This window comes from Oceanobacillus sp. HCA-5259, assembly GCF_037892815.1.
GTDB lineage: Bacteria > Bacillota > Bacilli > Bacillales > Amphibacillaceae > Oceanobacillus > Oceanobacillus indicireducens.
In genome coordinates this window covers 143,207-163,808 of the sequence record NZ_JBBKBV010000004.1, presented here as the reverse complement: position 1 = coordinate 163,808, position 20,602 = coordinate 143,207, and the positions used below count along the sequence as shown (strand labels likewise).

General features: G+C 40.2%; 22 protein-coding genes and 2 other annotated features. Of the genes, 2 read left to right on the top strand and 20 right to left on the bottom strand.

The window, feature by feature from the left end; genetic code table 11:
- Nucleotides 1-167: 167 nt before the first annotated feature.
- The 17 genes from safA to WKU33_RS04180 all read right to left on the bottom strand — a co-directional run bounded on the left by safA (nt 168) and on the right by WKU33_RS04180 (nt 14,339).
- On the bottom strand, nt 168-1,109 hold the full coding sequence (gene safA, locus WKU33_RS04260; protein WP_156856283.1) for a SafA/ExsA family spore coat assembly protein: 942 nt from the start codon (nt 1,107-1,109) through the stop codon (nt 168-170).
- Between the two features lie 136 nt (nt 1,110-1,245).
- Complete coding sequence (gene pheA / locus WKU33_RS04255) at nt 1,246-2,097, bottom strand: prephenate dehydratase (RefSeq protein ID WP_156856284.1); 852 nt, start codon at nt 2,095-2,097, stop codon at nt 1,246-1,248.
- 22 nt (nt 2,098-2,119) lie between these two features.
- On the bottom strand, nt 2,120-3,400 hold the full coding sequence (gene obgE / locus WKU33_RS04250) for a GTPase ObgE (RefSeq protein WP_340453387.1): 1,281 nt from the start codon (nt 3,398-3,400) through the stop codon (nt 2,120-2,122).
- A gap of 11 nt (nt 3,401-3,411) precedes the next feature.
- Complete coding sequence (locus WKU33_RS04245; RefSeq protein WP_340453386.1) at nt 3,412-3,924, bottom strand: Spo0B domain-containing protein; 513 nt, start codon at nt 3,922-3,924, stop codon at nt 3,412-3,414.
- A gap of 263 nt (nt 3,925-4,187) precedes the next feature.
- Complete coding sequence (gene rpmA, locus WKU33_RS04240) at nt 4,188-4,478, bottom strand: 50S ribosomal protein L27 (RefSeq protein ID WP_156856287.1); 291 nt, start codon at nt 4,476-4,478, stop codon at nt 4,188-4,190.
- A 13-nt stretch (nt 4,479-4,491) separates the two neighbouring features.
- Nucleotides 4,492-4,821 carry a ribosomal-processing cysteine protease Prp gene (locus tag WKU33_RS04235; RefSeq protein WP_340453383.1) on the bottom strand — a complete coding sequence of 110 codons (330 nt, stop codon included), beginning with the start codon at nt 4,819-4,821 and terminating at the stop codon, nt 4,492-4,494.
- A 12-nt stretch (nt 4,822-4,833) separates the two neighbouring features.
- Nucleotides 4,834-5,142, bottom strand: coding sequence for a 50S ribosomal protein L21 (rplU, locus tag WKU33_RS04230; protein ID WP_336251345.1), 309 nt, complete (start codon nt 5,140-5,142; stop codon nt 4,834-4,836).
- 14 nt (nt 5,143-5,156) lie between these two features.
- Nucleotides 5,157-5,233 (bottom strand) — a sequence feature (ribosomal protein L21 leader region).
- Between the two features lie 60 nt (nt 5,234-5,293).
- Nucleotides 5,294-6,145: a site-2 protease family protein gene (locus WKU33_RS04225; protein ID WP_336251344.1), complete on the bottom strand. Its 852-nt coding sequence runs from the start codon at nt 6,143-6,145 to the stop codon at nt 5,294-5,296.
- A complete protein-coding gene (locus WKU33_RS04220; protein ID WP_340453380.1) occupies nt 6,132-6,893 on the bottom strand; it encodes a M23 family metallopeptidase in 762 nt (253 codons plus the stop codon). The genes WKU33_RS04225 and WKU33_RS04220 overlap by 14 nt, the downstream gene beginning before the upstream one ends.
- 323 nt (nt 6,894-7,216) lie before the next feature.
- Entirely contained in the window at nt 7,217-8,017 is an 801-nt protein-coding gene (gene minD / locus WKU33_RS04215) for a septum site-determining protein MinD (protein ID WP_336251342.1), read from the bottom strand.
- Nucleotides 8,010-8,696, bottom strand: a complete 687-nt coding sequence (gene minC, locus WKU33_RS04210; RefSeq protein ID WP_336251341.1) for a septum site-determining protein MinC — start codon at nt 8,694-8,696, stop codon at nt 8,010-8,012. The genes minD and minC overlap by 8 nt, the downstream gene beginning before the upstream one ends.
- Nucleotides 8,697-8,740: 44 nt before the next feature.
- Entirely contained in the window at nt 8,741-9,274 is a 534-nt protein-coding gene (gene mreD / locus WKU33_RS04205; protein ID WP_156856293.1) for a rod shape-determining protein MreD, read from the bottom strand.
- On the bottom strand, nt 9,271-10,173 hold the full coding sequence (gene mreC / locus WKU33_RS04200) for a rod shape-determining protein MreC (protein ID WP_156856294.1): 903 nt from the start codon (nt 10,171-10,173) through the stop codon (nt 9,271-9,273). The genes mreD and mreC overlap by 4 nt, the downstream gene beginning before the upstream one ends.
- A 12-nt stretch (nt 10,174-10,185) precedes the next feature.
- On the bottom strand, nt 10,186-11,223 hold the full coding sequence (locus WKU33_RS04195; RefSeq protein ID WP_156856295.1) for a rod shape-determining protein: 1,038 nt from the start codon (nt 11,221-11,223) through the stop codon (nt 10,186-10,188).
- A gap of 199 nt (nt 11,224-11,422) precedes the next feature.
- Nucleotides 11,423-12,103 carry a RadC family protein gene (radC, locus tag WKU33_RS04190; RefSeq protein ID WP_156856296.1) on the bottom strand — a complete coding sequence of 227 codons (681 nt, stop codon included), beginning with the start codon at nt 12,101-12,103 and terminating at the stop codon, nt 11,423-11,425.
- Nucleotides 12,104-12,269: 166 nt separating this feature from the next.
- Nucleotides 12,270-13,025: an SPOR domain-containing protein gene (locus WKU33_RS04185; protein WP_188856599.1), complete on the bottom strand. Its 756-nt coding sequence runs from the start codon at nt 13,023-13,025 to the stop codon at nt 12,270-12,272.
- Nucleotides 13,026-13,118: 93 nt separating this feature from the next.
- Nucleotides 13,119-14,339, bottom strand: a complete 1,221-nt coding sequence (locus WKU33_RS04180) for a bifunctional folylpolyglutamate synthase/dihydrofolate synthase (protein ID WP_188856600.1) — start codon at nt 14,337-14,339, stop codon at nt 13,119-13,121.
- 59 nt (nt 14,340-14,398) lie between these two features.
- Between WKU33_RS04180 and WKU33_RS04175 the strand changes: the two genes are divergently transcribed.
- Nucleotides 14,399-15,280, top strand: a complete 882-nt coding sequence (locus WKU33_RS04175) for an ATP-grasp domain-containing protein (protein WP_188856601.1) — start codon at nt 14,399-14,401, stop codon at nt 15,278-15,280.
- 60 nt (nt 15,281-15,340) lie between these two features.
- Here the strand turns inward: WKU33_RS04175 and WKU33_RS04170 are convergent, their stop codons facing one another.
- On the bottom strand, nt 15,341-17,983 hold the full coding sequence (locus WKU33_RS04170) for a valine--tRNA ligase (protein ID WP_340453375.1): 2,643 nt from the start codon (nt 17,981-17,983) through the stop codon (nt 15,341-15,343).
- Nucleotides 17,984-18,036: 53 nt separating this feature from the next.
- Nucleotides 18,037-18,261, bottom strand: a binding site (T-box leader).
- Between the two features lie 67 nt (nt 18,262-18,328).
- On the opposite strand from WKU33_RS04170, the gene WKU33_RS04165 reads away from it, so the two are divergent.
- Nucleotides 18,329-18,574 carry a hypothetical protein gene (locus WKU33_RS04165; protein ID WP_336253640.1) on the top strand — a complete coding sequence of 82 codons (246 nt, stop codon included), beginning with the start codon at nt 18,329-18,331 and terminating at the stop codon, nt 18,572-18,574.
- Here the strand turns inward: WKU33_RS04165 and WKU33_RS04160 are convergent.
- Both WKU33_RS04160 and WKU33_RS04155 read right to left on the bottom strand, forming a co-directional pair.
- Entirely contained in the window at nt 18,571-19,560 is a 990-nt protein-coding gene (locus tag WKU33_RS04160; protein WP_340453373.1) for a hypothetical protein, read from the bottom strand. The genes WKU33_RS04165 and WKU33_RS04160 overlap by 4 nt on opposite strands.
- Before the next feature lie 64 nt (nt 19,561-19,624).
- On the bottom strand, nt 19,625-20,581 hold the full coding sequence (locus WKU33_RS04155; RefSeq protein WP_188857031.1) for a LysM peptidoglycan-binding domain-containing protein: 957 nt from the start codon (nt 20,579-20,581) through the stop codon (nt 19,625-19,627).
- Nucleotides 20,582-20,602 lie beyond the last annotated feature (21 nt).

Below are 20,602 nucleotides of genomic sequence, written 5' to 3'. Positions count from 1 at the left end.
GGAGCGGAAGGATAACCCCATTGAATGAATTTCACTTTATGAACGCTGTCTTGTACGATTTTAGCATGAAAACCATTATTTTAAAATTAAACAAGTATCCATTTCTTCTATTTCTCTTTTACCCCAAAAAAAAGAGACGTAACGTCTCGTCTCTGAATGATTTATGATTATTCTTCTTTCTCATCATTTGAGGCATCTGCTTCATTCCCATCCGGTGTCGGGTATAACTCTAATTCTTCATTCCTTAACCCTGAAGCTGGTTCTGGAAACATCTGCATGTTATTTGTGTTTACTCCTTGATACATATCTTCTGATGGGAATTGCTGTTGATGCATCATACCAGGAAATACTTGAGGTTGGTGCTGCATCTGCATTTGCATCGGCATTTGCGTATGCATTTGCATAGGCATAAACATCGGGTCATGCCCGCCATGATGGAACGATTGATGTCCATATCCCCCACCATGATGGAACGACTGATGTCCAAGTCCCCCGCCACAGCCACAACCACAACTACTTGGTACATGCGGCATTGGCATATATCCTGAACAAGGATAAGTAAACATTGGCATCATTTGTGGTTGCACGAAACATGGTTGTTCCATCGGCGGCATTATTGGCTGGTGCATAGGCGGCTGCATTGGTGGGTGCGCGGGCTGTGTTTTTGGCATTACTTTTTTTTCTTGTTTTTCTTGTTTCGGTTTTACATGTTCTTTAGCTTTTGGTTTTTCTTTCTTTTTACTAGTTTTCGGAAGTTCTGGATGAATTTGTGCTGGATGCTCTTTGTGCTTTTTCTCAAGAGTTGGTAACATTTTCTCCGGTTCAAATGGAAATGTCGGCATTTTTGGTAGCTCTGTCATTGGTTTTTCTTTCTTAACTTCTTTTTTCGGAGCAGGAACATGTTTCTTTTCAGCTTTTGGTAACGTTTTTGTTTTATCTCCATGAGTCACCTTTTTGGAATGGGTCGGTATCCTTATTTTCATCCCGGGCATGATCATATCAGGGGTTGCTAAATGTGAATTCAGTTCTTTTAACTCTTCAAAATCCACATGATACTTCTTCGCAATCTCCCATAACGTGTCTCCTTTTTGGACAATGTGTATTTTCAAAAAGATCCTTCCTTTCTAGTTAACAATCTAGGCTAATTACTCTATATCAACATATGCAACGTAATCTCAAAAGTTAACCCGGAAGGAACACAAAAAAGAAGCTAAGAGAAAATTTATCTTCCTAGCCTCTGCGTTATTATAGATTCATGTGATATACCGGATAGGTACCTAATACATTCACCTCACAGCCAAGCGCTTCGAGTTCTCCTTTCACCCCAGGGAACAGTGCATCATCATAAGCTTGGTTGACGTCAATGATAAAGAAGTAATTTCCTAATCCTGTTTTTGTCGGACGGGATTCAATTTTTGACAAATTCATCTTCCTCCAAGCAAAAGCGGAGAGAATCTGATGTAGGGCACCTGGTTGATCACTAGGTAACGTAATCTTCAACGTCGTTTTCTCCAATTGAACCGGATGCTTCACATTTACTATTGCTTTATTTTTTGCCAATACGATAAATCGCGTATGATTATTGGCATAATCGTGAATATTTTCCGCGAAAATCTGTAAACCATATTCTTCAGCTGCCAAACTGTTTCCAATCGCAGCAATTGGTTCTGTACTTTCAGCGACAATTTCTGCCGCTCGACCGGTAGAGGTCGTATACGAAAACTTTGCTGTAGTTAAGTTTTTATGAAGATAACGATGGCACTGAGCGATCGCATGACTATGGGAATGAATTTCCGTAATTTGCGATACGTTTCCACCAAAATCCGGTCTTACGAGTAAATGTTGTTGAATTGGTACAACAACTTCTGCCACAACCGGTAAAGTGACTTCATGAATTAAATAATCTACAGTCAACTGCACAGTTCCCTCAATCGCATTCTCTATCGGTACTACCGCTATGTCAATCTCATCATTTGCTACTGCATCAATACATTCAGGGATCGTTGAATAACTGACTTTGTCCTCATTATTGAATGTTGTATCCACCGCTAATTTCGTAAATGTTCCCTTTGGTCCTAAATATCCAATCGTCGTCAAAATGGTCCCCCCAAAAACAAATCTATTCTATAAATTCAAATTCCAAATCAAGCAAATGGATCGTGTCTCCGTCCTTTGCTCCCCGTTCTCTAAGCGCATTATCTACACCCATTCCTCTTAACTGACGGGCGAAGCGCTGCTGCGATTCCTCGCGAGTAAAATCAGTCATTTTAAATAATCGTTCCAATTTTTCCCCGTGAAGAACGAAAGAACCATCCGGGTTACGTGTAATATGAAAATCATCCGCTTTTTTATGATGACGATAGACAACCGTTTCCTCTCTCTCAGTCTTATCAGGTTCTCTCTTCGGAATTTTATCAAGTCCGTCAGCAATTTCATAAATTAGCTCTTTCAAACCTTGTTTTGTGATTGCTGAAACCTCGAAAATACGTATATCTTCCCCTAGCTTCTCCTTGAAGTCGACAAGATTTTCCTGTGCTTCCGGCATCTCCATTTTATTCGCTACAATTATCTGAGGCAAATTCTTAAGCCGTTCGTTATAAGACGCAAGCTCTTCATTAATCGTAACATAATCCTCATAGGGATCACGCCCGTCTAATGCAGCCATATCAATGACATGAACGATGAGCCTTGTCCGCTCGACATGACGGAGGAATTGAAAACCGAGACCTACTCCTTCACTCGCTCCTTCAATTAAACCTGGCAAATCTGCCATAACAAAACTGCGACCATCTCCTGTATCGACTACTCCTAAATTCGGGGCCAAAGTTGTAAAATGGTAATCGGCAATTTTAGGTTTTGCTGCACTTACGACAGATAGCAATGTTGATTTACCAACACTCGGGAAACCAACTAGTCCAACATCCGCGATTACTTTAAGTTCAATACGGATATTTTTCTCCTCACCAGGTTCCCCGTTTTCCGCAATTTCCGGTGCGGGGTTTTTGGGACTCGCAAAGCGAACATTCCCTCGTCCGCCTCTTCCACCCTTGACAATGACGGCCCGTTGTTTATGTTCAGTTAAATCTGCAATTACTTCTTCTGTTTCTTCATCAATAACAACCGTTCCAGGCGGCACACTTAAGACAAGGGCTTCAGCATTTTTTCCATGCATTGATTTACTCATTCCGTTTTCGCCGCGTTTTGCTTTAAAGTGACGATTATAACGGAAATCCATCAGTGTGTTCAAACCTTCATCAACTTCAAAAATTACATCTGCTCCATTACCGCCATCACCGCCGGCTGGTCCTCCCATTGGAACAAACTTTTCCCTGCGGAAGGCAACGAGACCATTTCCACCGTCTCCTGCTTTCACATATACTTTAGCCTGATCGACGAACATACTATCACCTCTTAACTTGCAAACACGTCAAAACTATAGATCCGTTTTTCCGGTGTTTGTTTTATGTAAATATCTTCTGAAGGGGGAATATTATCTTCCGCACTTCTCTCTTTCAAATCGATGGAAACATTTATAGTACAGCCTTTTTCATTTTCTGTAAAATCCACGTGAATGGTATAAACGTTTTCGTCATCGGCTCTTTGTTCTATATCTTGAATAATTTGATCCAGTTTCTCTTTAATATACAGATCTGTATCTGTTAATTTTATATCATCAACTCGGATCGAATAATCTAGCTTGAATTGATTGTACTTCATCCTGAATTCCAAAAACCAGATAACAACATGCGGGATATTCAGATTCAGTAATTTCCTTTCCTTATGGAAAAATGCGAAGAGTTTATTCAGATTGTCGTCCACTTTTTCCATCTTACCTAATTTAACATATCCCTGAATAATCTGCAGATCGTTCAGCAAATCATGACGATACGATTGAATGATACTAACTACCTCTTTTGCTTCCATAAGTGTACCTCCCATTGATATAGAAAGTATAGCAGAAACGAATGAATACTTCATCAAATATAATAAAGACGGGAAAGGTTAAAAGCACGAGGTCTTTCTTGTCGCTAAATCCTTGATTCTGTTCAACTAACATTCATTGGGGAGGGAAGGAATTCCCCAATGAATGAAGTTTCAGTTTATCTACAGCATTTTAAATTTATAGGTTCCTATGTAGGTAGTAAAAAACTCCAGCCGAAATTTGGCTGGAGTTCGCTATTTATCTTTTATGCTTCTTGAGCTTCCGGATAAACACTTACTTTCTTACGGTCGCGACCATAGCGTTCGAACTTAACAACACCATCCACTTTTGCAAATAGTGTATCATCTGAACCAAGGCCAACGTTATCACCCGGGTAAACTTTTGTACCGCGTTGACGGTATAGAATGGAACCACCTGTTACAAACTGGCCATCCGCACGTTTTGCGCCTAGACGTTTTGAATGTGAATCACGTCCGTTACGAGTACTACCTGCACCTTTTTTCTGAGCAAAGAACTGTAAATCTAAACGTAGCATGTCGTGCACCTCCTTATGTTTCCTGAATTCGTATAAATTCACCGTATTCCATTTCAATGGATTTTAAGGAAACAAGCATTCCTTCAAGAAGAAGTTGTGCCTTTTCCAATTCGTCTTCAATATAGAGGGAAGGGAAAGTGATTTTTAAATAACCACCTTCTCCTCCCTGCTTAATGTCAATATCCGTATCAGTTAATTCGAAGACTGCGTTTACTGCCCCAATCGACACTCCGGAAACAGCCGCGCAGACGAGGTCATAGCCATATGGTCCACTTTCAGCATGTCCAGAAAGTTCAATGGAGTGCAATAAATCTTTCTTACGTTCAACAGTTATTTGAATCACTTGAACCGACCTTTAAGCATTGATTTTTTCAATTACTAATTTTGTGTAAGGCTGTCTATGCCCTTGTGTACGATGGTAGTTCTTTCTACGTTTGTATTTGAATACTCTAATTTTCTTTTGACGGCCTTGCTTTTCAACTTTAGCTGTTACGTTCGCACCGTCAACATATGGAGCTCCGACCTTTACGTCATCTCCACCAACGAAGAGTACTTTGTCAAATGTTACCGTTTCGTTTGGTTCTGCAGAAATTTTTTCAACATAAATTTCTTGACCTTCTTGAACTTTAACTTGCTTACCACCTGTTTCGATAATTGCGTACATGAATCCGCACCTCCTTAATCACTAAGACTCGCCATACAGGTACTCTCACTCATAAAAGTTTAAAACCTGTTCTGAGCGGTTGTAGCACTGGTGCTACGTTGAGTAACGTATTGATATTACCATATTTAAAGCAGTTATGTCAAGTTTCCATTTAGAATAAATCTTTTATTCGTTTTGTATATTGTTTTTCATGGAAATAGGCATGTAAACAGTCTGTTTCATCGATTCGCTTAACGGATCTTTCATTTGCTGGAATAATGATCAAATGTCTTCTTTCTCTTTTGAAATGATTAAATACGTCCATCAATGTTAAATTACCCGGCAAATATAACGGTTCAATTTTTTTAACAGTCTCGTTCCCTCTGTATCTTACCATAAGAAAACGCATGAATACATAGAATCGGCGTTTCCATTCTAATCTGTTTTCAAGAAATAGAAAAATCATGATTGCGGTAAAAGTCAACGTAAATGGGTAAAAAATTATATAACCTATCGAAAGAAAAGCACACAAACACAAAGATAATAAAAAAATGGCATCCAATGCTTTCCGAAAAGGAAGGATGACCGATAATAAATAGAAAAGAATTTTTCCGCCGTCAAGTGGCCAGATTGGCAATAAATTAAATAAAAGTATAACCGTATTATACCATATCGCTGTTTGGAATAGCGGTTCAGAAATCAATTCGAAATAAAACAGCGCATGAAGGACAAAGTAGATTGGAATATGCTGAATTGGTCCTGCCAATGTAACGATTAATTCTTCTTTCACCCGCCGATTCCCATGCTCCTCCGTCTCCATTACTCCACCAAACACCCAGAGCATCACTCTTTTTACCCGCCATTTGAAAAATTTCGCCGCTAAATAATGCCCCATTTCATGAATAAACACAATTGCAAAGATAATCATCATTTCCACGAAAGTACCGGTCAGTAAAGAAATGCCGATAAATAATATTAGAACTGGATGAATGTGAAGCGGAGGAAGTAGGTTACGAGCCATCATCAACCACTATCACCTTGACCGGATCTAGAAATGTATTATCTTTTTCCAAAGAAAAATAAACTGCATCAGCACTTTCCGTAGGTGCGAATGTACCGATTCGCTCGTTTGCCGTTACGTATTGATAAAGATGCACATCAATATCCGTTAAATTACCATAACTAGAATACGTCCCATCAGCATGTTGGACGACAATTGTTCGGCCTGTGTCCGGATATTTTCCTGCAAATACAACAACTCCTTCGTGATGTGCAACGATATCCGTTTCTTTACCTGGGGATATCTTTACACCTGTTCCATTCGTTTGGAAGGTTTCAATTATATCTCCTGTTACCGGCATAACCGCTTCCTGGTGTTCCTCTGGCAGATCCACAGATTGCGGGGAGAATGCTAACGGACTGCCGAATACATCCCGGTACCAACTGTTTACTTTAGCGAATGGGAAGTCATTACGTAATAATTGATTGGCCATTTCCTGAGGTTTTGTAAGTAAGGTGTGGTTGGTAGTCATTAAAAGAGCGACAGAAAAGAATAGAATTCCCGACAGAATACCTTTCATCATCAGGCCGGTTACAAGGTCTTTACCTGCTTTCTTTTTAAAAACATAGTTGTTAATTTCTGGTGGGTATCCGTGTTTTTCTTCAGGTTGGTGAAAGATTCCACTGTCTTGTTCCATTCCTTTTTTTGGTACGCTCCGTTCTTTTTTACGTTGTTCTATTGCTTTTCGAACTTTTCTTATATCCCTACTCATTCCATTCACCGTCTTTCCTGCTATTTCCTTATCAATATATGAAAGCTCGTCCGGAGTTATGAATGATTTATAGTTGAGGCCTATCGACGGACAGGAGGCTCTAATGCCGGCATTGGTCACACAGGACGTGACCGTACTTAGCCGGCCTCCCGCAGGAGTTTCTGTTCATTTTAATTTGTTTTGGATGAATAGCCCGCGGAAAGTATACTGTATTTCTGGTGCGACGGGATTAACCTCCGATATATAGTAGTTGCAGATTCAAATAAGAAACCAAAAAACCGACACTTTTAAAAGTATCGGTTTTGATTAATATTATTATAGTTTTATGAGCGCATGCCGATGAATTTTTTGAAGCGTTGGAAGATGCCTTTATCTTCTTCTAAAGATTGTAGCGGCACATTTTCTCCAAGGATTCTTCTTGCAATATTTCGATAAGCAATGGAAGCTTTAGAGTTGGGGTTTAAAGCAACAGGCTCGCCATTGTTAGAAGCTTTAATGACTTCCTCATCATCGATCACAATACCAATTAAATCAATCGCCAATAACTGGACGATCTCATCCACTTCCATAATGTCGCCACTTTGCATCATATGATTCCGGATCCGGTTGATAATAAGACGAGGAGCTTCCGTCATTTCTTCCTGTTCCAAGAGGCCTATGATGCGATCAGCATCACGTACACTTGATTTCTCGGGGTTCGTTACGACAATAGCCCGATCTGCTCCCGCAATAGCATTTTGAAATCCCTGCTCAATTCCTGCAGGGCAATCAATAATGATATAATCATATTCTTGCTTCAATTCAGCAACGATTTTTTTCATACCTTCAACAGTAACCGCAGATTTATCACTGGTTTGTGCAGCTGGGAGAAGAACCAAAGAGTCGAAGCGTTTATCGCGAATCAATGCTTGATTTAACCGGCAGCGTTCCTCAACGACATCCACAATGTCATAGATAATCCGATTTTCAAGTCCCATAATCACATCAAGATTTCTTAAGCCTATATCTGTATCCACCAGACAGACTTTTTTCTCCATTAAAGCTAATGCTGTACCTATATTAGCGGTCGTTGTTGTTTTTCCTACGCCACCTTTACCAGAAGTAATTACAATAGCTTCACCCATTTTGCATTCTCCTTTCGAATCCGCTTATTTCATTTCGTTTCCGTGAAAGAAGCTTTAACGAATCAATGATGATTTTATCTTCATTTTCATCAATTATGCCACACTCCATATAGACACCATCCGCTTCATAGTCTGGCGCGCGGCTAATATAGTCAGCAATCCGCAACTGAGTTGGCTTCATATAAGATGCTGCAATAAACGTACTGCGATCACCTTTATAACCAGCATGGGCAATCCCGAATAAATTACCTAAAACATAAATATTACCAGTGGCCATAACCTTACCACCCGGATTTACATCACCAATAAGCAGGAGATCGCCAGTTACTTTTAAGACTTGTCCAGAACGAATAATCCGGTGGATCGTCTTAATTTCACTCTCCTCTTTCCAGCGCAGCGCTTCATCACGGTGAACAACATTTGTTTCAATTGCTGTTACTTTAAAATGATTATCCCCTTCAATCATATCCCGTAACTTATACTGCTTTTCTTCGTCTACAAAACGATTGCCAGATTGTACTTTCACAGAAACAACCGGTTCATTTTTATTTTGTTGAGTCGATTGTAATTTATCTTTTAATTCGACAAGGGCTTCATCAAAAGGCACTTCATCATCAATCATTAATGTAAGGCCTTCCCTGTTCCCTTTTATCGTGATTATTGGTTTCTTTTCATGCAAATTTCGTCACCTCTTCCAAAAAAGCCCTAAATATCCTCTACTTTTTAATTTCCGTGATCCAATTGTTCCTCACTCCAGCGAACAATTCGTTTCTTAAGTAAAGGAAATAGAAGTAGTAAAAATAACAGATTAGCAAGTATTGTCGGCAGTAATCTTCTAAGTAAATAATCCGACCAAATCATATCTGTCACACCAATAACGGTATACATCAAGTAAATTAAGCCATCAGCAAGTGCAATTGCCGTAACACATAGTAGAAGCAAGACGTAAAAATTACGATGCAATATTTTCTGGAGACCGTGTACAGCGTAGATTGCGATCCCATAGGAAAACATATAAACACCAAGAACACCTGCATAGACAACATCAATTAATAGCCCAAACATAAAGGCATATACAATGGAATAATATGTATCTTCCACATCGTAGTAAACAGCAATGTAAACAAGAAAAGCTAGAACCCAGTGAGCGATAATTAAATAATCACTTAATGCTATTTCTTTTGGTAGAAGGTTGATTGCCAAACCCTCAATAATTACAAGAACAAGTAGAATGAGTGGTAAGTAGGCCTTTTTCATTCTTCATTGTCCTCCTCTTCTCCATCATCTGCCTCACTAGATTCATCAACTTGGTCAACTGCACGGTCAAGTACGATGACATGATTAATATCATACATATCGGAAGACGGCTCAACAAGAGCAATCTGGGTTAAACCGTATTGATCTGATGTCACTTCCTTTACTGTACCAATCGGAACTCCCGCTGGAAATACGCCCCCCATACCAGAAGATACGACAAGGTCATCTTCCTCTATGTCTTGCTCCGATTCTTCAATGATGCGGAAGAGTAATGAATTCGTCTCCTCATCAAACCCTTCGATCATACCGAATATATTGCGTCCCTTATCACGGGAAACCATTGCAGATATCCGATTAAATTGATCAAATCCGGTTAACAATTTTACTCTAGCAGTATGCTCATTGGCTGACTGAACCTTTCCAATCATCCCATCTGCCGTCATAACTAACATATTTGCTTTGACACCGTGATTTTTACCTTTATTGATTGTTACCTGTTCAAGCCATCTTTCGGGAGAGCGGGCAATAACGATTGCCTGAATTGCCTCATGACTGCGAATTGAATCAGATTCCATCAAATCGAGCACATCACGTAATTCTTCATTTTCTTTATTAACTTCCTGAACTTCGTAAATGAGTGAGCGGTACTGGCTAAGTTGTTCTTTCAGTACCTGATTTTCTTCATATGTGTTGCGGAAATCTTTAATATTTGTAAAGACATCTGTTGTAAAATTGACTGGTGTGTGGATCACATATTGCACCCAGCCAATCGCATCGTTTATAAATTCTTCTGCAAAGGTAACATTTATCCGGTCTTTGAAGGTGTAACCAACAAGCACGACGAGTAAGATAAAACCAATCAGAAAGATAAAAAGTCGTTTATTCCTAAAAAAACGCATGAAAACACCTACTTAATTATTTGAAGATAGAGTTGAAACATTTGTATTTCGGAAATGCTGGATATAGTCAATTGACTTCCCTGTTCCTACTGCCACGCTTTCTAGTGGCTCATCCGCAATGAAAACCGGTATTTTCGTTTCATCACTTATTACTTGGTCTATATTTTTGAGCATCGCGCCACCGCCTGTCAGTACAATACCGCGATCCATAATATCTGCAGCAAGTTCTGGCGGTGTTTTTTCAAGTGTGTTCTTCACTGCTTCAACAATTGCATCCACTGTTTCATTTAAAGCAGAAGATACTTCTTTCGCAGTTACTGAAATTGTTTTCGGCAGGCCAGTCAGCAAATCTCTTCCTCTAATATCCAATTCGCTGTCTTCGGTTACTTCTCCTGCCGTTCCAATATCTAATTTCATTGACTCCGCTGAACGTTCTCCAATTAACAAGCTATATTCTTTGCGGATATAATTAATAATCGCATCATCCATATTATCACCGGCTACACGGATTGAACGGCTTGTAACAACGCCGCCAAGGGAGATTACCGCAACTTCTGTTGTTCCCCCGCCAATATCGACTATCATACTGCCTGTAGGCTCCCAAACAGGAAGACCAGCACCGATAGCAGCAGCAAATGGTTCAGAGATTGCAAACGCCTCGCGGGCGCCAGCTTGTTTAGTCGCATCAATTACCGCACGTTCTTCCACCATTGTAATCCCGGAAGGAACACAAATCATTACGTTCGGTTTCTTTGCAAAAATGGAACGACCACGCATTGCCTTCTTAATATAATAATTCATCATCGCTGCCGTCGTGTCATAATCCGCAATAACCCCATCTTTCATCGGACGAATAACTGTTATGTTTCCTGGCGTACGACCAATCATATTTCTTGCATGACTTCCAACCGCTTCGATATTACCTGTTTCCAAATTTTTGGCAACAACGGACGGCTCCCGCACAACTACTCCTTTACCTTTAACGAACACCAATGTATTTGCAGTACCTAAATCGATACCAAAATCCTGCGAAAAACTAAACTTTGCCAATCCAATCTCCCTCTCCGTTCACGAATTTCTTATATGTAGTTAACTATATCTATTTCTTAAACCTGTTGCAAACATTCATTTTATCCTTTTTCAAGATTAAGAAGCGCCACTTTCAATTGTTAGCAGAAAAATGGCGCTTGATAAAACAATTCCTATAATATTATACGAAATAAATGATAAAATAGATAGTCTTATATTGTTACAGATACCCTTTTTCCTTCAATGACACAAATTTACGATTTCCAATGATTAAATGATCGAGTACTTCTATTCCCATTATTTTCCCAGCCTCGACTAAGCGTCTCGTCACATGGATATCTTCTTGAGATGGTGAGGGATCCCCTGAAGGATGATTGTGTGTCAGAATTATCGAAGCAGCTGAACGCTTTGCGGCTTCACGGAAGACCTCGCGCGGGTGGACAATCGAAGCATTGAGGCTTCCGACAAAAATGGTTTGCCTGTGAATAACGTGGTTCTTGGTGTCCAGGAACAGAACGACGAAATGTTCCTGCTTCAATAAGCGCATCTCTTCCATGACATAATTTGCTCCGTCGTCGGGTGAACGGATCACGTATTTATCATCCGGATTATACTGACTCATTCTTTTTCCAAGTTCAATTGCAGCAAGGATCTGCACTCCTTTTGCATGACCGATTCCTTTAATCGCTGTCAATTCTTCAAATGTGGCATCGTGTAATAATTTTAACCCTTCAAAATGCATAAGGACCCGATTGGCGAGCATCGTGACAGACTCTAGTTTCGTGCCGCTACCGAGCAGGATTGCTAAGATTTCCTGATTGGTCAGATGACTTGCTCCAAGTCTAATAGCACGTTCCCTCGGTCTATCCTCTTTCGGTACATCTTTAATCATGATTTGCATTCCTACAACCTCCTTTCTTGCTCTTACTTTACGAACTTCGCAAGGAAAACTCAACTTCCCGTATCCCTTTTTTATAGACTGTTTTCTAAGTGAAAATACAAAAACCACCCGAGGATATTCTCCTTATCAGGTGGTTTTATCTGTTGATAATTCTAAAACAGACAAGTTATAAATTATCATAAGCTTGCATGACTTGCAGAAGGTAAACTTCAATATTTTCTGTCTGTTCACTCAAAATTTCAACGAGATTCCCTAATTCATCTGCTTTCGGTGCTTGTTCCAAATGGTTCACGAGGGGAGTGTTTTCTTTGGCAGTTAATGCTTCCTCCCATACTTGCCCAAGCTGTTCAACCCATTCAGACGCACCTTCTGTTAGTTTCAGCTCTTTTTCATTTGTTTGCCACTCTTTGACGAACACATCGAATCCTTCACCTTGTAACTCCATCGCCCTTTGTTTAGCTTGTTCCTCTGTATGGGAAATCCCAATCAATAAAAAGTATTGACCGTCTCGTTCCCAAATGAATGCTGGTTCTCCTGCTGACATATAGGATTGCTGCCATTCCTCTGCATTTGCTTTTTCCTCAAATAAACCAGCTTGGAGAACGTATGCAGCAAGTGTCGGCAATTGTTGCTCCGCTTTTACTTGATTGTCCGTTCCTTGAGCGGTGACTGCTGTAGAGGGACTCGGATCCTCACCCGTCTGCTCGTTTTCGATACCGGTAAATAAATTGATAATAAATATTCCTAACACTGTACCAATCACACCGGCTGATAGAATGGTCAGGAAAACAGGTGCAAGCCAACTATTATCCTTTACTTTTTTTGGATGATAATGGACAGGTGTAAACTCATTTTCCACTTTCTTCTTTACTGCGCTGCCATCCTCAATAAACCGATCATCCGTATATTTATTATCTGACATCTCGTCACTCCCTGCTAGAATTCCTTTGCATTACTCTACCATATCCAGAATGAAAAACTAGAAGAAATTTGTCAGGTGAATTGTAAAAGTTTTCTACAACTTTTTACGTTGATTCAATAAATAGTGACGTATCTCTGTTATAAAATGAAGAGAGCCGGTAATAAAATATACGCTATCACTTTGTAAAGTACGTTCGAGAACTGCTTGATAGTCAGAATCTATTTGATCGACCGAGGTATTTCCTTGGAATTCATCAAGGTTCCATGCCCGCGGATGATCGAAGGAAGTAAGGGTGACATGATCAAATTGTTCTGTTAGTAAGTCCAGCATCTCTTCCGTTGCCTTATCACGAAACATGGCAACAATCACATGTCTCTCCGCATCTGGGAATAATTCATTGGCAGTCTGAACAAAAGCCTTTATCCCGTCCGGATTATGAGCGGCGTCAAGGATAATCGTTGGGTTACTTTGAATCTGTTCAAACCGGCCAGGAAGCATCGTCTTTTCCATCTGGTGGATCCCTTTTTCTACATCCATTTCAAAGCCATTTCCCTTTAAAATAAGTACCGCTTGAATCGCAAGACTGACATTATCAAGCTGGTGTTCACCTTTCATTTGCAGATTAAGCTGGCTGCGATTAAAATCGATCCCAAGCCTATAATAGGGAGCATGTTTATGCCGGGCCTCTTCTTTAATTACAGCAAAAGCTTCCTCACTCACATTACCAATGATAACCGGTATCGCCTTTTTAATAATTCCAGCCTTGTGCCAAGCAATTTCCTCCTCACTTCCCCCTAAATAATCCGTGTGGTCAAGAGCAATCGATGTAATAATCGACAGAATCGGCTGCAAGACGTTCGTTGTGTCGAATCGCCCACCCATTCCCGTCTCAATGAGAACAATTTCTCCATTTTCCGCAAAAAAAGAAAACGCCAGAGCAGTAAGTATTTCAAACTCTGTCGGTGCAAGATTCGCCTTATCCATTTCCCTAATATGCGGGAAAAGGCGATTCATCCATTCAAGTAATGCTTGTTCAGATAGTTGTTGATCGTTTAAAAAAATGTGGCCTCCTAAGCCCGTGAAGCTCGGTGATGTAAAAACCCCAACCTCATAGCCGTTTGCCATCAGGGCGGCTTTAATAAAATGCAATGTCGATCCTTTACCGTTCGTACCGGCAATGTGAATCGCTTTGAAATGTTTTTCTGGGTTATTTAAACGATTGAGCAATCCAGTAATCCGCTCAAGACCTGGTTTCATCCCCAATTTTTTTCGTTCATTGAAAAACACTTCCACCTCTTGTATAGTAGAAAACATGATAACACCGCTTTCCTCGATTGATCGTAAGTTAATTATAGCAGAAAGGAAAATGAAAGTTGAAACGAACCGGATGGATCATCTATAACGGCAACTTGCCAGGAAATAAATTTCTTGATTTCGCGGAAATGATTCAAACAGCTGCAAGGACATTAAATAGTAAGGCTGAAATTATTAAAAATAATGATTTACTAAGTCTGCTTACAACCTCAAGCCTTGGTTTATTATCGGAAACCTCCCTCCCTGATTATGTAGTATTTACAGATAAGGATATTTATTTAGCGAAGCAATTGGAATACCTTGGTGTTCCTGTATTTAATCAGGCAAAAGCGATTGCTGTGAGTGATGATAAAATTGCAACGTATCAAAAACTTTCCAAATTACAGCTGCCAATTCCGAAAACAATTATCGCTCCAAAAATCTTCCACACAGGGAGTTTTGACGAACGGATTATAGATAAGGCAATTAAGGAACTCGGATTTCCTCTCGTAATGAAAGAAGCATTCGGTTCCTTCGGTGAGCAAGTATATCTTGTTAAAAATAAACAGGAACTCGATAAAAAACTTCAGTTAATCGGCAATAAGCCATTTGTCTTCCAGGAATTTGTCCACACGAGTTATGGAGTGGATATTCGTTTGCAAGTTGTAGGTGACAAAGTCGTTGCTGGAATGAAAAGGAGGTCTGCAGACGATTTCCGGGCTAATATTACGGCGGGAGGCCGAATGGAAGCTTATACACCATCTCAAGAAGAAGAAGAACTAGCAGTGAAGGCGGCGAAAGCAATCGATGCTGATTTTGCCGGAGTTGATTTATTGAATGGTGATAGAAATCAGCCAATCGTATGTGAAATAAACTCCAACGCACATATCCGGAATTTATATGAATGTACTGGCATCAATGCTGCAGATTACATGATGGAATATATTTTAAATAAATTATAAAGGGGAACAAAAAAACAGCTGGGGTTCAATGAGTTGAGCCTCCAGCTGCTTCTTTTTTTCCTAACCTTTTAATTCTTCCAGTCTTGCTTTTACTTTTGCCTGTTTTTCCAAGTAATCTCTTTCCTTCTGTCTTTCCGATTCAACTAGAGATTCTGGAGCTTTACTCACAAAGCCTTCATTAGATAATTTCTTCTTAACTCTATCTACTTCTTGAGTCCATTTTTCCAATTCCTTTTCCAGACGTTCCAATTCTTTATCAATATCGATTAGACCTTCCAGCGGCAGGAAAATCTCTGCTCCTGTCACAACGGCTGTCATTGCTTTATCTGGAACTTGTAGCTTAGCGGCAATTTCTAATTTTTCCGTATTACAGAAACGCTCCACATATGCTCGATTTCGCTCAAGTTCAGAGACAATTTGTTCGTTCTCCGCCTCAATTAGCATATTGATCTTCTTCGACATTGGTGTATCAACTTCAGCTCTGATATTACGAACTGACTTGATGATGGCCATAAGACGAGACATTTCTTTAACAGCCAGTTCATCATGTAATTCCTGTTTCACTTGTGGCCAGCTGGCAATGGTAATGGATTCTCCAGCATGTGGCAGTTGCTGCCAAATTTCTTCTGTAATAAACGGCATAAACGGGTGCAACAAACGCATCGTCTGGTCAAGCACATAAGCTAATACAGATTGCGTCGTTTTCTTCTTGGCGGCATCATCACTATAAAGTGGCAGTTTCGCCATTTCAATATACCAGTCACAGAACTCATCCCAAATAAAGTTATATAACTGACGACCCGCTTCCCCAAATTCATATTTATCCGTATTCTTCGTTACTTGATCAATCGTCTCGTTCAATCTTGTCAAGATCCATTTATCAGCAACTGAAAGATCTCCAGACAAATCAATATCATCATAGTTGAAATCCTCTAAGTTCATTAAGACAAATCGGGAAGCGTTCCAGATTTTATTCGCGAAATTCCAAGTTGATTCAACCTTTTCCCAGTGGAATCGTAAATCCTGTCCAGGCGTTGAGCCAGTTAACAAGAAGTAACGAAGGGAGTCTGCCCCGTATTTATCGATAACATCCATCGGGTCAACACCATTTCCAAGAGATTTACTCATTTTCCTTCCCTCTGCATCACGGATTAATCCATGAATGAGCACATCTTCAAATGGCTTTTCCCCTGTAAATTCCTTCGACTGGAAAATCATCCGCGCTACCCAGAAAAAGATGATGTCGTAGCCAGTTACGAGTGCTTTAGTCGGGAAGTAACGTTTGAAATCAGCCGCTTCCGTATCCGGCCAGCCCATCGTAGAGAACGGCCAAAGGGCGGAGGAGAACCATGTATCAAGTACATCTTCATCCTGTTCCCAATTCTCATGGTCACGAGGGGCTTCTCTTCCTACATAGATTTCTCCTGTTTCTTTATGGTACCAGGCCGGTATCCGGTGGCCCCACCATAACTGTCGTGAAATTACCCAATCACGAATGTTTTCCATCCAGTGGAGGTACGTCCGTTCGAACCTTTCTGGGAAGAAATTGACTTTATCATCACTCTCTTGTAGCGCAACTGCAGCATCAGCAAGTGGCTTCATTTTTACAAACCATTGGGTCGATAAGTACGGTTCCACAACTGCACCGCTTCGTTCCGAGTGGCCAACCTGGTGGACCCTTTCCTCAATCTTCAGAAGGGCACCGATTTCTTCTAGATCTTTTACAATCTGTTCACGGCATTCAAACCGGTCCATACCTTCATATTTACCAGCGTTTTCATTCATCGTGCCGTCTTCATTCATAACAAGAACTCTTTCCAAGTTATGACGATTACCAATCTCAAAGTCATTCGGATCATGGGCCGGTGTTATTTTTACCGCACCAGAACCTAGTTCCATATCAACATAATCATCTGCAACGATTTCGATTTCTCTACCGACAAGTGGCAAAATTACCGTTTTCCCAATAAGATGTTGGTACCTTTCATCATCCGGATGAACAGCTACCGCCGTATCTCCAAGCATCGTTTCCGGACGTGTTGTAGCAATCTCGATAAACTCATCACTATCTTTGATTGGATATTTAAAGTGGTAAAATTTCCCTTCGACCTCTTCATGAATTACTTCAATATCGGAGAGAGCTGTTTTTGTTTGCGGATCCCAGTTGATAATGTATTCGCCACGGTAGATGAGTCCTTTCTCATAAAGCTTGACGAAAACCTCTTTAACCGCATCGGACAATCCTTCATCAAGCGTAAATCGTTCTCTCGAGTAATCAACACTTAAGCCAAGCTTTTCCCATTGTGAACGGATGAAAGAAGCATACTCTTCCTTCCATTCCCAAGATTTCTCAAGGAACTTTTCCCGTCCAAGCTCATAACGGTTCGTTCCCATCTTTTTCAATTCACCTTCAACTTTTGCCTGGGTTGCAATTCCTGCATGGTCCATCCCTGGAAGCCAGAGAACATCATATCCTTGCATTCGCTTCATACGGATAATCGTGTCTTGCATTGTCGTATCCCAAGCGTGCCCTAGGTGCAGCCTGCCCGTTACGTTTGGCGGCGGAATAACGATAGAATAAGGCTCTTTCTTCGGATCATTCGGGGCTTCAAAGAATTTCCCCTCCAGCCAAAATTGATAACGACCCGCTTCTACTTCATTTGGATTATATTTTGATGGCAATGTTACTTTTTTATCCGACATTACCGATCACCCTCCTTTAGTTTTAACAATTAAAAAACCCTTTCCATCCTTCAAAAAAGGACGAAAAGAGTTAACTTCCGTGGTACCACCTTTGTTTACAAATAAATATTTGTACACTCATCGACAGATATCGGCGCATAGCCGGCGTGCCTCTACTGTAATTCGAAGCAGCTGCATCAAGGGCGACCTTCCAGCACAACCTTCCTAGGAAATTCTCAGCAAATCATTTCCCTTCCTGTAGGCGTTCATCCTGTACTCTTCCCAATCATTTGCATCATTATATTTTAATTACCTTATATTGTATACACTTCACTTAAAAACGTCAACTCTAACCGGAACAAAAACGTGGCTACAACATACGATAAAGCATGGTACTTCATCATTTATAATGAGGTGAATGGTATGGGTCGGTATTATCGTTATCGCCTGCCTCCATGGGCGAGGCAATGCTTGTTCGTTTTAGAAAAAGCGATGGCGCCGTTATTAGTATATCAGCTTCTCCGTACGATTATACTTCCGACAACTTTAGATGTATTTTTACTAGGTGTTTTCGTATTTCTCTATATTGCTTTTTACTTGGAATGGTTTTAATCGGCTTTCCTTGCCCTTTGTTCAAGCATTTCTTGGAAACTCAACCCGAAGATTAATCGGCGATAAATCTGTTCAAGTTCAATAGACAACTGTATATGGGAAATATTAGTTTCATTGGTTGTATGGTATTGCTCGACTAAGCGTAAATATTCTTCACTGTTCAGCAAATATAGGCTGAGTAAAGCTTGTTCCAAGGAAGTTAACGGATTCTCTTCCATATAGGTGGAGAAATTTTTCAGAAAGTGGCTCTTCAACTGAGGCTCATGGATTGCTCCGTAACGGAACAAGTCCATTAAATCAAAGACTGCATGTTTATAACAGGCGCTTTCCCAATTAATAAAATAATGATCAAATATATGGCCGGCTTGTAAATTACCATGATTCAGACTGATTCCCCAACTCGATTCCTCCTCCGCGAGGGAAAGGATTTCATCTACTAGTTGACGGGAGCGGAAAAGGGAGAATCGTATATCACGATAATGGGTTAATACTTGCAGTTCAAAGGGAGATGGATAATGTTTTTGTTCGATGATTTCTATCCACGCAAGTAGCCGAGTTTCATCTTTTGTACAGTTTCCTTGATATGTTTGAAAACGATTCGTCAATTCATCCTTGTTTAATCGGTACAGATTTTTCGTTTGAACATGAATTCTACCGATTTGCCTATAGATGGACTGGATGCGATTTTCACCAATAAATCTAGTATTTGTCTCTATCCAAGGTGTCAGGTAATAAAACTCACCTGCAAATTCAACATACATTTCCCGATTCCGGGTTAAATAAACAGGGATAATTTCATGGAGGTTTTCCTGATTTGCGCGGGTGTAGACGGACACCCAATTTTCTATGGATTGTTTATCTAACCTGCTCCGTTTTAATGCATATTCTTTTCCGCCTGCCTTTACTTTATGCAGCCGGTCCGTAACAGCGACAATTGCCTGAGGATATATATTATAGGCTTTAAGAATTTCAGCTTGTTTCTCCATCCTGATAACCTCCGGAATGCTTAACATAGGAAAACCCCTTGCTTCCATTCACAAGGGGATTATTTCATTTCTTCGGGATATACAGTAACTGTCCCTCGCTAATATCAAAGTCTTCATCAAGTTTATTTTGTTTGATTAACTGCAGGGCACTAACTTGAAATCTTTCCGCGATTGATTCGATCGTATCGTCTTCTTGCGCAATGCAAATACGCATTTTTGCATAGCTTTCTTCCTCTTCATGGCGGAATATGTCTTTTAAATAACTAACATCATTTACAACTTCATCCGTCTTTCCATCTTCTTCTACTTCCTCTTCTTCCTTCGCACGGATTATCAGTTCATTTTCTTGCACTTCTTCCGTTTCCGGTTCCGGTTCCCGTACTTCATTTACATCTATTACCTCTTCCACTTCCGTTTCTTCCTCTTGCTCCAACTCCTCTGCTACTTCCTTGGTCCTTTCCTCTTCTGCAACAACCTCTTCTCTTTCCACTTCAAATGTGAATGAGTCTGGTTCTTCGTCCTCTTCCGACTCTACTTTCCTTTCCTCTGTTTCTCGTTCTTGCCATAAATCGACTTCCGCTTTAATTCCTTGAATTTCCGCTACTGCAGTAAGCTGTAATTTTGAATTTGCCGGTAATTCATAATCAAAGTTAATAATTTCTATTCTAATATCATCCATGTTCTCAATCCGGTATTCCGGAACGGAAATATCTACAGGAAAACGATGATAAAATTCAGCCATATTATCTTCTTTACTCTCTACTTTTTCCACAAACCTTCTCGCATCCAAATCATCAAGCTCATCTAGTGCAGGGTGATCTGTTTCGTCTATCCGTTGTTCATCGCGCATATATTCTCCCCGCAGTTCAATCTCGCCCCGGATGGACACGTACGTATCATATGGTTGAATCGTTATTTCCGGATTAAGTGAAACGCCTATTAATTCGAGTACTTCATCGCCTCGGTCAAAATATAATGTTTCTTGTAATTCAAATTGAAAATTTTGATTAGCAGAAGACAAAATAACTCCTCCCTTCTCCAT

Coding starts and splice junctions, on each gene's coding strand:
- obgE (WP_340453387.1), bottom strand. CDS start 3,400: ATGTTCGTCGATCAGGCTAAAGTATATGTGAAAGCAGGAGACGGTGGA.
- WKU33_RS04245 (WP_340453386.1), bottom strand. CDS start 3,924: ATGGAAGCAAAAGAGGTAGTTAGTATCATTCAATCGTATCGTCATGAT.
- rpmA (WP_156856287.1), bottom strand. CDS start 4,478: ATGCTACGTTTAGATTTACAGTTCTTTGCTCAGAAAAAAGGTGCAGGT.
- rplU (WP_336251345.1), bottom strand. CDS start 5,142: ATGTACGCAATTATCGAAACAGGTGGTAAGCAAGTTAAAGTTCAAGAA.
- WKU33_RS04225 (WP_336251344.1), bottom strand. CDS start 6,145: ATGATGGCTCGTAACCTACTTCCTCCGCTTCACATTCATCCAGTTCTA.
- WKU33_RS04220 (WP_340453380.1), bottom strand. CDS start 6,893: ATGAGTAGGGATATAAGAAAAGTTCGAAAAGCAATAGAACAACGTAAA.
- minD (WP_336251342.1), bottom strand. CDS start 8,017: ATGGGTGAAGCTATTGTAATTACTTCTGGTAAAGGTGGCGTAGGAAAA.
- mreD (WP_156856293.1), bottom strand. CDS start 9,274: ATGAAAAAGGCCTACTTACCACTCATTCTACTTGTTCTTGTAATTATT.
- mreC (WP_156856294.1), bottom strand. CDS start 10,173: ATGCGTTTTTTTAGGAATAAACGACTTTTTATCTTTCTGATTGGTTTT.
- radC (WP_156856296.1), bottom strand. CDS start 12,103: ATGCAAATCATGATTAAAGATGTACCGAAAGAGGATAGACCGAGGGAA.
- WKU33_RS04185 (WP_188856599.1), bottom strand. CDS start 13,025: ATGTCAGATAATAAATATACGGATGATCGGTTTATTGAGGATGGCAGC.
- WKU33_RS04180 (WP_188856600.1), bottom strand. CDS start 14,339: ATGTTTTCTACTATACAAGAGGTGGAAGTGTTTTTCAATGAACGAAAA.
- WKU33_RS04170 (WP_340453375.1), bottom strand. CDS start 17,983: ATGTCGGATAAAAAAGTAACATTGCCATCAAAATATAATCCAAATGAA.
- WKU33_RS04160 (WP_340453373.1), bottom strand. CDS start 19,560: ATGGAGAAACAAGCTGAAATTCTTAAAGCCTATAATATATATCCTCAG.